This is a genomic window from Corynebacterium sp. p3-SID1761 (genome assembly GCF_055862885.1).
The window spans coordinates 42133-55616 of record NZ_JBSQBJ010000011.1 but is presented as its reverse complement, the minus strand read 5'-3'; the positions used below and the strand labels follow the sequence as shown (position 1 = coordinate 55616).

Here is a 13484-nt window from a genome sequence, read left to right as displayed (position 1 = left end):
AGGTCTAGCCCTCTTAGGAACCAGCGATGGCTTGGGAAGCGCGACCACGAGTTTCAGCGACAGACTGGGTGTTTTCGTCCAGCGCGCCGCGAATCTGGCCCAGAATTTCCTTCAGGTTATGTGCAGCGGAAGACCACTTACCGTGAACCTGGGAGTATTCCTCCTGCTCGGAGCCTTCCCAGCTGGAAGCTAGCTTGCGAATATCAGAATCCATCTCCGACAGGGTGGACTCGATCTGGTTCATTACGCCATTGAGATCGCCAGACGTGGACTCGGCATCGGAATTGTTGTATGCATACACAGCCATGGTGGACGTTAACCTTTCTACGAATGAAGATGTGGTGACAGTGGTTGGTTAGAGAATGTTGCCCTGCTGGAAATTCATGCCGGCGAATTTTTGCTGCAGCGCGTTTGTCTGCTCTTCCTCACCCGACTGGTAGGACTTGCCAGCTTCATCAACGCGACCTGTCAGCTCTTCCAAAGCCTGCTTAACTTGATCCATGTTGTCCGACCATGCCTGAGTCATATTGTCCCAAGCGCCAACAGAGGATCCTTTCCAGGATCCCTTCAACGGCTCCAAAGCCTCCAAGAACTTAGAAGACTGATCCATTAGGTTCTGGTGGTTGGTCTGCAGAGAAGATACGTGACCAGAAACGGCACTGTGTTCAACAGAAAGGTGTTCGCTACCCATGATTACTCCTTGCGCGAGTCCGACAACTCGGGCTCGTCAATAGTGGTGAAAAACTTGTACAGGTTGGTGCGCAGTCAGTTCGGTGCTGGAATAACAAACGCGAGAGAAGATTTCCGACCTTCACCCGCATGCACCCCGCGCGTGACATTAGCTAACTGAGCTAACTGGTTTCATCAAGCACTTTGGAAATTCCTTCGCGAAGCTGTGTATTGCCATCTTTCATGTTTTGCAAGGCATCTTGAACGTCCGCGAGGACGTCCTTCAAATTGCTGGCGCCTTCTTTCCACTTGGTGATGATCTCGTAGTACGCATCGGCCTCAGTAGCCTCCCAACCGCCACGAAGATCTTCAATCGAGTTGTCGATGTCTTCCAAGGTATTCGCGATTTCGCCCATCACCGTATTGATATCGCCCTTTGTGGAATCTGCCGCCGAATCGCGGAACGCATAAAACGTAGCGCCAGACATGTGCTATTCCTTTCCCTTGAGCTTGGCGGCAAACTGGTTGAAACCATTTGCAGATTCGTCATCGTATTGCTGAGTGACGTCGGCGATCTTTCCCGACACATCGCCCAACTTCCCGACGTTTTCTAGAAGGCGCTTGCGTGGGCCATCCCACTCGCCGAAGTATTCGGCCACTGCCTGCTGGATCTTGTGGCCGTGGACGGTGTCCACACCGGACAGAAGGTCGGCACCGGTCTTATCGCCTTCTAGATCGGCCTTCATTCCGGCGAGATTGTTTGCAATATCACGCAGAGATTGCAAAGGGACTTGAATGAAATCGGACATGCCTTACTCCTGTTCCTGCAAAGCTTCCTGGCTACCAGCGAAGAAATTCGAATCGAGTAGATCCAGACCTTCAAACGTTTCACCCAACGTCTCTGGATGTGCCTGAACACTGTTGGCCACACGCTTTACGATGTTGCCCAGCAATTCACCAGTCTCCTCATCTGGAGCCGTTCCAGAAATGACCAGCGTCCAGGTGGTGGAGGGAATGGGAAGAAACGCCTGGTGGTTAAATGTCTTGCGCCGCTGAGATATTGGACCTGTCTGAGTGGTGTTGGATGAATACAGATAGGCCGTTCCCTTAGGGGTTGTGCACTGTTGTGTGGTCGCGTCCTTCGTAGAAAATGCCTGCTCCACGGTGCGCAGGCTAGCAAACTCAGGGGAGCTGTCGTACCACCGCAAGAGCAGTGTGGCCGACGTTGCCTCCCCATCCTCCGACAGGCCAGGGAGGATGAGCGTTAGTAGAATGTTTCCATCGCGGGCAGCCTTAACCAGCTGCTCGAGCTGCTGAAGCACCAGCTTTTGTTCGGCTCGCTTCAAGCGATGGCCAGGAATGTAATTCTCCGCGATCTGGGACAAACGGTGTGGTGAAGCCTCTGGATGGGTGTCAATACGAACCCAGTTGGTGGGTAGGGAGGCTTGCCAAAGGAACCGTGGACGTGGGGCGTCCGGGTGGAACCGCACAGGCGAGGTGACCGAATTGGCCATAAAGCCTTCTCCTCTTTAATTCACTCAATCGCACCGTCAATCTTGAATACCTCTTCGAGGATGCCAGCTGAGCCCCCAGATTGCATTGCAAACTTCAATTAAAGGGGAAGGCGGAGCCCCTTATTAGAGAATCCTGAGCACTAGGAAATCTGCAGGTGCGGTGACACAGTTTGGGTATGTTTAGATAATATTTTGTACTAACCGCCGGACGAAATCTTATTTGAAAATTAGGTTTATATAAGGTGCAGTTCGCTTTAGGTTTACCTATGGTGCCCTCTAATTGGGGGAGCAGAAACCAAGTTGGACCAACTCCACACGGCCCGAGCCACGCACCCACTGTGCGCGGCCAGCCGGGAGCTGCTGCAGATAGACCTTTGGCCATACAGCACCTTCTTGCTTCTCGCCGCTGAGCAGCAAACCATTTGCACCGTTGTCCCGGATGCCTTGTGCAAAAGTGTCATACGTGGCTCTCGACACACCAGCCGCGCGGCGTGCAATCCACACGTGAAGACCAATATCTGTGCCATGGGAGAGGAAGGGCACCAGTGGCCGGAGCGGGTTATTGGTTCCCTCAAACTGCTCGAAGTCATCCACCACAATGTAGATTTCGGGGCCTTGCCACCACGACCGATTGCGCAATTGTTCCTGCGTTACATCCGCAGGGGGCAAACGCCTCTCCAGCTCCTTAGCGATACCTTTTGCCAATAACTCCGCCGCGGATTTTGTGCCCGCGTACTCACCCAGGAACTCCTCAGGACACTCGCCAAGCAAGGTGCGGCGGGCGTCGAAAATACCAAACATCACCTGGCCCGGTTGCTTGCCACGAATTGCCTCCGACATCAACGCGCGAAGCGCCGTAGTCTTGCCTGACGCATGCTCACCCACAATGAACAAATGACGCTGAGCGCCATCCAAATCGAAGCGCACCGGCTGCAACGTTGATTCCGCCAACGCCACCACAGCAGGCTGACCGCCGCTGGCCTCAATCAACTCCTGCAGCATTACCTTCTCCGGCAACATGCGTACCGCAGGCGCATTCTTAAATGGGCTTGCTTGAGCAATCGCGGAAATCAACGCCTGCATGGACTGCTCCCGAACCACATCTGGCTGGTTCAGCACAGGGCTTGCCACATGGGAGAACAGCTTGTCCGCCGACAAAATGCGACCCGTCGGCTGACCCGCCAACTGTTCTTGTGGCTTCTTCCCGATTGAAGAATCCAGAGGATCATTCAGGCGATGTTCCAGCTTTGTGCCAATTACAGCCTGCAGTTGCAGTCGGAAATCTGCCCAGCGTCCCGTTGCAAACACCACGTGTACGCCATAGCCCAGGCCACGGGCAGCCAAGTTCTGAGCCTGCTCTGCCAGATCCTCAAAGTCATGACGAAGAGTGGCCCAGCCATCGATAATGAGGAAGACATCGGCGCTGGGCAGCTCCGGAAGACGACCCGCCGCGTGTGCAACCCGCAAATCTTCCACGCTGGACAAGTGATGCTCAGCGAAAATACGCTCGCGATCGGCGAGGAACTGCAGCATTTCAGAAAACATGCGGCGCAGCTTGTCCTCATCAAAACGAGTTGCCACATCACCAACATGAGGAAGCTCTGCAAATGCGGTGAACGCCGAACCATTCAGGTCCGCGATGTACATGGACACTTCCGCAGGAGTGTGCGTCAGAGCCGTGGCCAGAACCAGAGACTTCACCGTTGTCGTCTTGCCCGATTGGGGAGCACCCATGATAGCGACATTGCCCTGCGAACCCGCCAAATCGACAACAAGCGGGCCCTGCCACTGCTCCAAAGGCTTATCCTTTAGCCCCAGAGGAATCTGCAGTTGACCGGTGCGCTGAGCACGCATGCCGCGGTCAGATGTGAGCTCTACCTGGCCCAACGCCGAGCCAAGATCGATCCTGTCAGGAACCGGAGGAAGCCAAATCTGACGGGTAGGAGCCGCAGCGGGGATCAAGCGGGACACAACCAGCTCCAACGTCGTAGTTGGTTCTTCCGTTGGTTGGATATTCGCCGACTTCTTGGCATTCGTAGCCAGCGAGAGCTGGTGAGCCTCAACACGCTGCTGCAGCCAGCTTTCCGTCGTATTCTCTAGCTCCAGAGGCATCGGAACAGGTGGAAGCTCGCGCTCTTCCTGAGCTGCGGAGGATGTGTACGGTCCCGACACATAAGCGGCCTTGAAGCGGTCAAAGATATCCGGATCCACCTTCAAATAACCCGAACCAGGAATTGGGGGAAGCTCGTGGGCTGCCGTGGAACCAATGGCCGTGCGGGATTCGGACGCGGAAAACGTACGCAGGCCAATACGATAGGACAGGTAAGACTCCAAGCCGCGCAGGCGGCCCTCTTCCAAACGCTGAGAAGCCAAGAGAAGGTGCACGCCAATGGAACGGCCGATGCGCCCGATTTGCACAAACAATTCGATAAACTCCGGCTTGGCTGCCAGAAGCTCACCAAACTCATCGATCACCACAAACAGGACAGGCAGAGGATCCATGGAGGTCGAGCCATCCTGGTCGATCTGCTTTTGTCGAATGGCGTTGTACTCTGCAACATTGGCCAAGTTGCCAGCCTTTTGCAGAACATGCTGGCGACGCTGAATCTCGCCCAAAATTGAATTATGCAGGCGATCCACCAAGCCAGCCTCGTCCGCCAAGTTATCCACCACCGCAGCCGTGTGAGGGAGTGGCTCCAAGCCGGCAAACGTCGCGCCACCCTTAAAGTCCACCAGAACCAGCGACAGCTGATCGGGATGGTGGTTGATCACCTGAGCCAAGACGATGGTGCGCAGCACCTCAGACTTACCTGAACCGGTCGCGCCCACACATAGGCCGTGTGGACCCATTCCGGATTTCGCCGATTCCTTGATATCTAGGTAGACCGGTTGCGCTTCGGCGTCGATTCCGAAAGGCACCTTCAAGAACTCATCCGCGCCGCCCGGACTCCATTGGTGGGCAATGTCGTAGGTGGCAAAGTCGTCAATGCCCAGCATCGCATCCAAGCCGATGGTCTGTTCAAGCGGAGCGTCGGGCGTGGCATCCTCCACCAAGCGTAGAGGTGAAAGCGAACGCGCTACGGATTCCGCTAAGGCAGGGGAGACCTGATCCAACCGGCCACGGAAGCCTCCATACAGCATGCGCTCTACAAAGCCATCCTCGCCAGGTTTGGGCTCGCGCACCTCACCCCGGTCGATCAGCTGAACCTGGAATTCGCGGGAATCCTCAATGCTTACACGAACGTCCACGTGGCTCGGCTCATCCTGCTGACGCAGAGACGTGGCCAGCACAGCAATACGGGCTTTCTCCAGACTCAACACCTGAGACAATTGGCCCTCCAGCCAGCGCCCATGTTCGGAATCCATGTCCAGCACCACCACAATGAAAGGCTCCTCCAGAGACTTCATTTGGTACCGGGCGCGCTCCTTCAACTCGTCATTGCGGCGCTCCACCTCCTGAAGCAACGATTGGGCAGAAGTTTCATCGTGGCTCACCTGGCGCTTACCCAGAGGACCATCAAACTCGTCCTCACTCAAGACGTGAGGAAGCCACAGCGCCCAATCTGCCGTATCCGCATGATCAGCCAACGGCAATGCAAAGTGGAAACGCACATCGTCAGGAGCATGAAACACCGCCGCCTGGGTGACAATCGTGCGGAGGGCCTCCGTTGTCAGCTGTGGAGATCCCACCAAACTGACCACACCACGGGCGGGAATGGCGATGGGAGTATTCTCCACGGTTTGAGTACGCTTCAGCATGCGTTCTGCGTGCGCTTGGGAGATCGGCTCCGGAATGGCCAACGGATCCGTGGCCTCCTTCACCTTGATGCCGCACGCCAGCTTGCACGTTCCTGATCCGATGCGGGTGACCAAAACATCTTCGTCACCACGACGCCGCTCCCACAGACGGAAGGGATTTCGAATGGCATCCTGCAGCGCGCCTGGCTCGGGGCTGCGCATTGCTGCGACTTTTTGTTGCTCAGTTGCCTTGTCTTTTGCCTTCGCCTCCATTTCCTTCAGGTGCTCCAAGAAACGAACGCGGGCTGTTTCGGCCTCCTTGCGCTTGCCCGTGCGCGAACGCGCGAACATCACCAGCGCGCTGACAATCACCATCACGAACATCACCGAGCCAATGGCCATGCGGATAGGGTTGCCGGACGACATCATCATGAGCACCATGCCCATGCCACCAATAACTGGTAGCAGGAACGTAACCGCATTCGCCGCCGCGCCATTGGAACGAATCGTTGGAATCTGAGCCAACTCCAACGGCCCTTGTGGCATTATGGCTCGATTCGCGCGGGCCGGACGGTGAATAATCTTGGTGGACATTACTTCAGCAAAAACTCTCTACGCACGTATCGGGGATCAACAGGACAATCGGCCACTAGGCGCATACAAGGGCACCCAGCCACGTGCCACACGACAATCCATGTAATCATTACTACTATGTCTGCGATGTTTGTGAGATTAAGTGTGTTTTGGCAAGACCATCAACTGGATGTCAGCCTCCCAGCACACAGGCCCGTTATCGACTACCTCGATGACGTGGTGGAACTGTTCCGGGGACGAGTAGCAGATTCCAAATTTACCGCAGACGTGGAAGCTACCGCGCACCTGTGGGTATTGTCCTCCCCAGAAACGGGGATTATCAACGCTGAGCGCTCTCTCGAAGACTATGAGGTGCTGGACGGGCACAAGCTTTACCTGTCGCAGCGAGCTGAAGCCGCCCACGCACCATTTGTCGATGACATCATGGCCGAAATGCGCAGCACCATTGGAGCCTCCCAGTTTGCGTGGTCTGGAACCACCCGCACAGATGGACTGCTGGCAACTATGTTGGCCACTATTACGCTGGTTGGCTTCGTCGCACTCAAGAGTGTGTGGGGTAGTAGTCTCGCAGGGCTTGGCTTTGGGCATAGCTCGTCAGCCAGCGGACACGTTGTGGAGGCGTGGAACTCAGGTCGAATCACAAGCGTCGTGACCGCTACTATCCTGACCCTCCTGGCAATCGGGATTGCCCTGTGGAAGCCCCGTCCGTGGGCACAGAAGTTGGCGTGGGCCCTGCCTATCTTTGGGTTCATTGTCTCTGCAGCCGTGTTACGCCCCGTGGAAAGTGCGCCAGGGCTAGCCTGGACAATTAGCATCACTGCGCTCTGTACAGCCATCGCAGCTTGGATCGCGCTGAGTAGGCAAGCGACAGCTACAGCGGTTGCAGCCGGAATCGTCGCCATTGCTGCGGCGGTCTTCGGCCTGGCAACCTTCCTTGGAGCAAGTCCTTTTGCGCTGGCTGCGTGGACAGCCTGGCTGCCTATTGCGATGCTACTGACCACGTCGACTCTTGCCATCAGTAGCACCGGGCTTGCCGCGATGCTGCGTCGCAGTGACGCAGGTGAATCCATTAGCCGCGAATCCATTCGCGCTGCCGCCCTGCGCACTGAAGCAATTAGTCGCGGTATTAGCTGGGCCGCAACAATCATGGGCGCCCTCATTGTTCTTGTTCTCAACTCAAGCAGCTACTGGCAACAGGGGCTCATTGCAGCCCTGCTGGCGATCATCTTGATCCTGCGTACGAATGGCTTTTCGGATGCTCGCATCATTAGCCCTCTGCTCATCGCCGGAATCACTGGCCTCGCCATGAGCGCTGGCAGCTTCGTGCATTGGCTCTCAGGCGACCAAACGCAGACTGGCAAGGACTCCACTGATAAGTTTGGTGTGAATGCGTGGGTCTTCAACGGTGCTACTGATAGTTGGCAACCATGGGCTGCAGCCGCCCTGGTCACCGTCATCTCGATGATGGTTCTAGCCTTTATCGCGAATCGTCAGCCGGACGAACTAGCCGAGGCTCGCATGGCCAAAGTCATCACATTCATTGACGTGGTGGCGTCCCTTGCCTTCATCCCAATCGTCCTGATCGGGCAAGGTGTGCTGACCTACTACTGGGCGGTCAGTTAGGCGTCGTCCCACAGTTAGGCGTCGTTCTACTAGGACCCTGGCGATAGATAGAAGAAAGCTCGTGGCGCGATGTACGCACCACGAGCTCTTTTAGAACCAGCGTATTCTACCGAAACTTATCTAAACGGCAGCTGTCCAGCCAGTTCGGTCCACCCAACTTACGGTGGCTAGATTCTCTCGATCTTGCCCACTGCGTGCAGAGTCTTCAACTTGGAAGCCTTGCGCAGCTGCAGATCCCACTCGCTGGGGCGCGGGTAGGCCTTGTCGCCCGCAGCCTCGGCGAAGAATGCCACGGTGGTCGGCAGCGTAACGGGCTTGGCGAATTCCACGCTGAAACGTGCGGCGGACGGCAGCACACCCTCCAAGCCACGCAGCATCGTGGCGGCGGACCACATTCCGTGCGCGATGACGGCCGGGAAGCCGAACGCCTTCGCACCAATGCCGGAGACGTGGATCGGATTCTTATCACCCGAAGCCTGCGCGTACTCCTGAATATCCGCCGGGGTCACGCGGTACTTCGCGGTAGGAGTTGCGTTGTACTCGTCGAACTCAGCCGGCTCCAGAATACGGCCGTCGGTCGGCTGCTGATCCTTGTAAGGGGAGGAGCTAGACAGCTTCGCACCCTTGGATAGGAAGCCACTAGTCTGCTTCCATACGTCCTCGCCGTTTACGGAGACAACGGTGACAACATCCAGCAACACGCCCTTGGTGTGCGGGCGCAGGTTCTCCGCGTGTACGCGGATATCCAGTACGTCATCCACGGTCAGGTCGCGGGTTTGCTCGATGCGGTTGGTCAGGTGCACCAGCCCCACGGCGTTGACGGGGGAGTCCTTGGCCGTCAGGATCTTCATGACGATAGGGAAGCTCAGCACGTACGGGTACGTCAGCGGCAGCTCGTTGCGCAGACGCAGACCCGTTGCCGCGTTGTAGGCCGCTAGCTCGGGCACGTTGATCTTGACGCCCTCAACCTTGAACGCAGTCGTTGGGTTCTCCTTGGCACTGCGGGAGCTACCCACACCCGGAACAACATCCTTGACTGCATTGCGGTATTCCTCCATCAGAACCGGGATGGAGTCCAGCTTCTTGTAGTCAACCACTAGTCGTGGCTCCTTTCTCTACAGCTCGCTCGAAGAGGCTCGGCTTAGGCTCCCAGCATTGCCTGGCCACACACGCGGACAACGTTGCCGGTGACAGCCTGGGAAGCCGGGGAAGCGAAGTAGGCAATGGTCTCGGCAACGTCCACGGTCTCGCCACCCTGCTGCAGGGAGGAGAGCAGACGGCCACCGACGCGGGTGCCGAACGGGATAGCAGCGGTCATCTGAGTCTCAATGAAGCCCGGAGCAACAGCGTTGACAGTGATGCCACGGTCAGCCAGCTTGTCGGAGAAGGAATCGACAAAGCCGATCACGCCGGCCTTGGTAGCACCGTAGTTGGTCTGACCACGGTTACCGGCGATACCGGCAATGGAGGCCACACCGATGACGCGACCGTTGTCGGCCAGGCCACCGTTCTCCAGCAGCTTCTCGGTGATGCGAACCGGTGCAACCAGGTTCACGGCGATAACGGAATCCCAGCGACCCTCGTCCATGTTGGCCAGCAGCTTATCGCGGGTGATACCAGCGTTGTGAACGATGATGTCAACCGGGCCGCCGTGGCGAGCCTCAGCGTGCTCCTTCAGCTTGTCCGCAGCGTCTGCCGCAGTAACGTCCAGCGGCAGGGCAGTGCCGCCGACCTTGTTGGCGGTCTCGGCGAGGCCCTCGCCAGCCTGCGGAATATCCACGCAAATGACCTTTGCGCCGTCGCGAGCCAGCACCTCTGCGATGGTGGCACCGATACCACGGGCAGCGCCGGTAACCACAGCGATCTTGCCCTCGGAAGGCTTGTTCCAATCAGCCGGGGCGGTCGCGGACTGGGCGTCAACACGAATAACCTGTGCATCCACGAAGGCAGACTTAGCAGACAGCACGAAGCGCAGGGTGGACTCCAGGCCAGCCAGATCGGCGGCAGCATCCGGAGCGGTGTAGACCAGCTGGATGGTAGCGCCGCGCAGCAGCTCCTTACCGACGGAGCGGGTGAAGCCCTCCAGGGCACGCTGAGCGATGCGCTCGTCAACGTCGTTGATCAGTTCCGGGGTGGTGCCGATAACCAGCAGGCGTGCGCAGGGCTGTAGCTGGCGCATGACCGGGTGGAAGAAGTCGTACAGCTGGCGCAGATCCTCTGGCTTGGTGATGCCGGTGGCGTCGAAGACCAGACCGGCGTATTTGTTATCGCCAGCAGAAGTGGAGACGGTGTAATCGTCGGCAAGCAGCTCCTCGATACGGCCGATCAGGCGACCGGAGCCACCCAGCAGTACGCGACCGTCCAGGGCGGGCTCGCCCTCCTTGTAACGACGCAGCTTCGTCGGTACCGGCAGGCCAACCTGCTTGGAGACCTTCTTGCCGAGATCCGAGTTGATGAACTTCAGGTATGCATCCTGGTTTTCAGGCACTAGCTTAAACTCCTCATGTCGATAGAAGTATGTGGTTGAAGACTACGTGGAGATTTACGCTTCCTCATCGCAATGTGCGGCAAGTGAGCGCGAAATATACAAGTCTTGTCGGCAATACGCACACGTGCATAGCCGTGACAATGTATGTTCTCATGTATAACCATACGGTGTGATCGAGCACACCGTGTAGGAAAACGTTCTTTCAATTCACATTCTTCGATGGAGTGACACAAAAATATGACTAACGGAGCACCCCGCAAGGTCGCCATCCTGGGCGGCAACCGCATCCCGTTCGCACGTTCCAACAAGGAGTACGCGAACGCGTCTAACCAAGACATGCTGACCGCCGCCATCGATGGCCTGGTCGCACGCTATGGCCTGCAGGGCGAGGAACTGGGCCAGGTTGTCGCCGGCGCCGTGCTGAAGCACTCCCGCGACTTCAACCTGACCCGCGAGACCGTCCTCGGCTCCGCACTGTCCTCCACCACCCCGGCCTTCGACCTGCAGATGGCCTGCGGCACCGGCCTGGCTGCCCTGGTGCAGGTTGCCGACGCTATCGCCCTGGGACGAATTGAGTCCGGCATCGGCGGCGGCGTAGACACCACCTCCGACGCACCTCTGGCTGTTAACGATCAGCTGCGCAAGACCCTGATCAAGCTGAACAACGCGAAGACCACCACCGACCGCCTGAAGCTGGTCGGCCAGATCCGCCCCTCCCAGCTGGCCCCGGAGCAGCCGAACAACGGCGAGCCCCGCACCGGACTGTCCATGGGTGACCACGCGGCCATCACCGCCCGCGAATTCGGCCTGACCCGCGAGGAGCAGGATCAGCTGGCGGCAGAATCCCACCAGAAGTTGGCTAAGGCATACGAGGAGGGCTTCTTCGAGGATCTCATCACCCCGTTCCTGGGCGTGCAGCGCGATACCAACCTGCGCCCGGACTCCAACGTCGAGAAGCTGGCTAAGCTGAAGCCGGTCTTCGGCAAGAAGGACGCCGAGCAGCACGGCACCAAGGCCACCATGACCGCCGGTAACTCCACCCCGCTGACCGACGGCGCTTCCGCAGTCCTGATCTCCTCCGAGGAATGGGCTGCAGAGCACAACCTCCCGGTCAAGGCTTACCTGGTCGATTCCGAGATCGCTTCCGTTGACTTCATCAACGGTCGCGATGGCATGACCCCGGATGGCCTGCTGATGTCCCCGACCTACGCGGTGGCTCGCCTGCTGAAGCGCAACAACCTCACCCTGCAGGACTTCGATTTCTACGAGATCCACGAGGCTTTCGCTTCCCAGACCTGCGCCACCCTGAAGGCATGGGAGTCCGACGAGTACTGCCGCGAGCGTCTGGGGCTGGACGGCGCTCTGGGCGCTATCGACCGCGAGAAGCTGAACGTCAAGGGCTCCTCCCTGGCAGCTGGCCACCCGTTCGCCGCTACCGGCGGCCGCATCATCGCTACCGCTGCGAAGGTGCTGGAGCAAAACGGCGGTGGCCGCACCCTGGTCTCCATCTGCGCTGCAGGTGGTCAGGGCATCGTCGCCATCATCGAGCGCTAGTGCCCTAGCGCTCTCGCGGCGCTAGAAGACCTTCGCCAGATCGGTCTTGTACACCACCGCGTTGTAGCTATTCCACGACGTGGCTACCCAGTACAGGTTCCCGTCAGTCTGGTGCGGGTACATGAAACCGCCATAGATATCCGGCACCTGGGCCCTGGAGATCAGTGTTTTCTCGCTGCTCCAGGGTCCTTCTGGTTTATCGGCCTGCCGCAGTACCATGCCCTGGGTGGTTTCGTACAGGGCCAACCACTTGCCGAGGTGCTTGTTGTACTGCACCGATAGTTCGGAAACTCGCCCGTCCAGCACAGTTTTCGCCGCGTCCATTCGCGTGGTCCATCCTTGGCCATCCCAGAATTCTGCAGAGCTGAAGTTGGGGAAGTCCGCTTCGCTGATGCGCGCCAACCGAGCCTGGCCGGAGCGTCCCGAAGGCGTTCCATAGACGTAGACATAGCCGCCCTCGGCAGCCGTGCCTTGAGGAGGCTTAGCAAAGGCCGTCATCTGGAAGTTATCGGCGCCGGGGGAGTGAGCGGGGAAGTCTGGCAAGCGGCTATCCCCAGAGGCCACGGAACTACTGCGGTAGGAATCGCGGACTACAGAGAAAGTCTTGCCGCCATCAGTGGACTTCGCGGTCGCAGCGTAGTTGGTGCGCCACTGTCCTGGGCGACCCCAGTCGCGGACGGACATGAAGTCCACATACTGTGCACCATTAACCTCAATGCCGGCGGTAGGAATAATGGTTTTCTCCACCCCGTCGATCTTCAGCGATGCGGGGAGGAACTCCTCGGAGTGACTTCCAGTGGCAGGGCCGGTCAGGTAGATCCCGTTAGAGGGGTCCATGTCGTCCGTTTCGTACAGCGCATTGGAGTGCCAGCCATTGTTACCAGGCCCGCAGCGGAAGGAGTCGCCGAAGGCGGCGAGCACGCGCCCGTCTCCGGAATCCCACATGATGCCCAGGTCGGTGGAGCTAAGCCCGGTCTTGTCGGTGCGATCTGGCCCAAAGCGCCCCGTGAGCATATGCAGTGCCTCGGTGTTGCCGGTGACCGTGGGCATTCCTTCAGGCTTACCGGTGAGCCATTGCGGTTGACCCAGGCTGCCTGCCAGGGAACCGGTGCTGCTAGTTGCCAGGCCATCGCTCATGGTGGGGGTGTAGGTCCAGCACGGGTCTGCGGCGGCGTGACCTGTGGAAAGGGCGGTCACCACGGATGCGGTGGCGAGGATTGTGCCGGTGGAGAGGGTAGCTGCGAGGGAGCGACGGGCGCTGAATGTGTTCTTCATGAAGCTAATGTTTACACATGTTGTGCTGC

Annotated in this window: 11 protein-coding genes; 2 read left to right on the top strand and 9 right to left on the bottom strand. The window is 58.2% G+C overall.

Features of this window, described 5'->3' with window-relative positions; translation table 11 throughout:
• Nucleotides 1-13: 13 nt before the first annotated feature.
• From ACWXWJ_RS06930 to eccCa, 6 genes are all read right to left on the bottom strand, one after another.
• On the bottom strand, nucleotides 14-307 hold the full coding sequence (locus ACWXWJ_RS06930; protein ID WP_034966005.1) for a WXG100 family type VII secretion target: 294 nt from the start codon (nucleotides 305-307) through the stop codon (nucleotides 14-16).
• 48 nt (nucleotides 308-355) lie between these two features.
• Nucleotides 356-691: a WXG100 family type VII secretion target gene (locus ACWXWJ_RS06925; protein WP_434817235.1), complete on the bottom strand. Its 336-nt coding sequence runs from the start codon at nucleotides 689-691 to the stop codon at nucleotides 356-358.
• 160 nt (nucleotides 692-851) lie between these two features.
• Nucleotides 852-1157 carry a WXG100 family type VII secretion target gene (locus tag ACWXWJ_RS06920; RefSeq protein ID WP_473963952.1) on the bottom strand — a complete coding sequence of 102 codons (306 nt, stop codon included), beginning with the start codon at nucleotides 1155-1157 and terminating at the stop codon, nucleotides 852-854.
• A 3-nt stretch (nucleotides 1158-1160) separates the two neighbouring features.
• Nucleotides 1161-1478, bottom strand: a complete 318-nt coding sequence (locus ACWXWJ_RS06915; RefSeq protein ID WP_448308356.1) for a hypothetical protein — start codon at nucleotides 1476-1478, stop codon at nucleotides 1161-1163.
• Between the two features lie 3 nt (nucleotides 1479-1481).
• Nucleotides 1482-2183, bottom strand: coding sequence for a hypothetical protein (locus ACWXWJ_RS06910; protein WP_473963951.1), 702 nt, complete (start codon nucleotides 2181-2183; stop codon nucleotides 1482-1484).
• 276 nt (nucleotides 2184-2459) lie between these two features.
• Nucleotides 2460-6515: a type VII secretion protein EccCa gene (gene eccCa / locus ACWXWJ_RS06905; RefSeq protein WP_473963950.1), complete on the bottom strand. Its 4056-nt coding sequence runs from the start codon at nucleotides 6513-6515 to the stop codon at nucleotides 2460-2462.
• A 117-nt stretch (nucleotides 6516-6632) separates the two neighbouring features.
• On the opposite strand from eccCa, the gene ACWXWJ_RS06900 reads away from it, so the two are divergent.
• Nucleotides 6633-8138, top strand: a complete 1506-nt coding sequence (locus tag ACWXWJ_RS06900) for an EsaB/YukD family protein (protein WP_473963949.1) — start codon at nucleotides 6633-6635, stop codon at nucleotides 8136-8138.
• A gap of 167 nt (nucleotides 8139-8305) precedes the next feature.
• On the opposite strand, the gene ACWXWJ_RS06895 is transcribed toward ACWXWJ_RS06900, so the two are convergent.
• Together ACWXWJ_RS06895 and ACWXWJ_RS06890 are read right to left on the bottom strand one after the other, a co-directional pair.
• Nucleotides 8306-9235, bottom strand: a complete 930-nt coding sequence (locus ACWXWJ_RS06895; RefSeq protein ID WP_473963948.1) for a MaoC family dehydratase — start codon at nucleotides 9233-9235, stop codon at nucleotides 8306-8308.
• A 44-nt stretch (nucleotides 9236-9279) separates the two neighbouring features.
• The gene (locus ACWXWJ_RS06890) at nucleotides 9280-10602 is read right to left on the bottom strand and encodes a 3-oxoacyl-ACP reductase (RefSeq protein ID WP_473963963.1); all 1323 of its coding nucleotides are present in this window, start codon (nucleotides 10600-10602) and stop codon (nucleotides 9280-9282) included.
• Nucleotides 10603-10863: 261 nt separating this feature from the next.
• Between ACWXWJ_RS06890 and ACWXWJ_RS06885 the strand changes: the two genes are divergently transcribed.
• Nucleotides 10864-12180, top strand: a complete 1317-nt coding sequence (locus ACWXWJ_RS06885; protein WP_473963947.1) for an acetyl-CoA C-acetyltransferase — start codon at nucleotides 10864-10866, stop codon at nucleotides 12178-12180.
• Nucleotides 12181-12201: 21 nt separating this feature from the next.
• Here the strand turns inward: ACWXWJ_RS06885 and ACWXWJ_RS06880 are convergent, their stop codons facing one another.
• The gene (locus tag ACWXWJ_RS06880) at nucleotides 12202-13455 is read right to left on the bottom strand and encodes a DUF4185 domain-containing protein (RefSeq protein ID WP_473963946.1); all 1254 of its coding nucleotides are present in this window, start codon (nucleotides 13453-13455) and stop codon (nucleotides 12202-12204) included.
• Nucleotides 13456-13484: the final 29 nt, after the last annotated feature.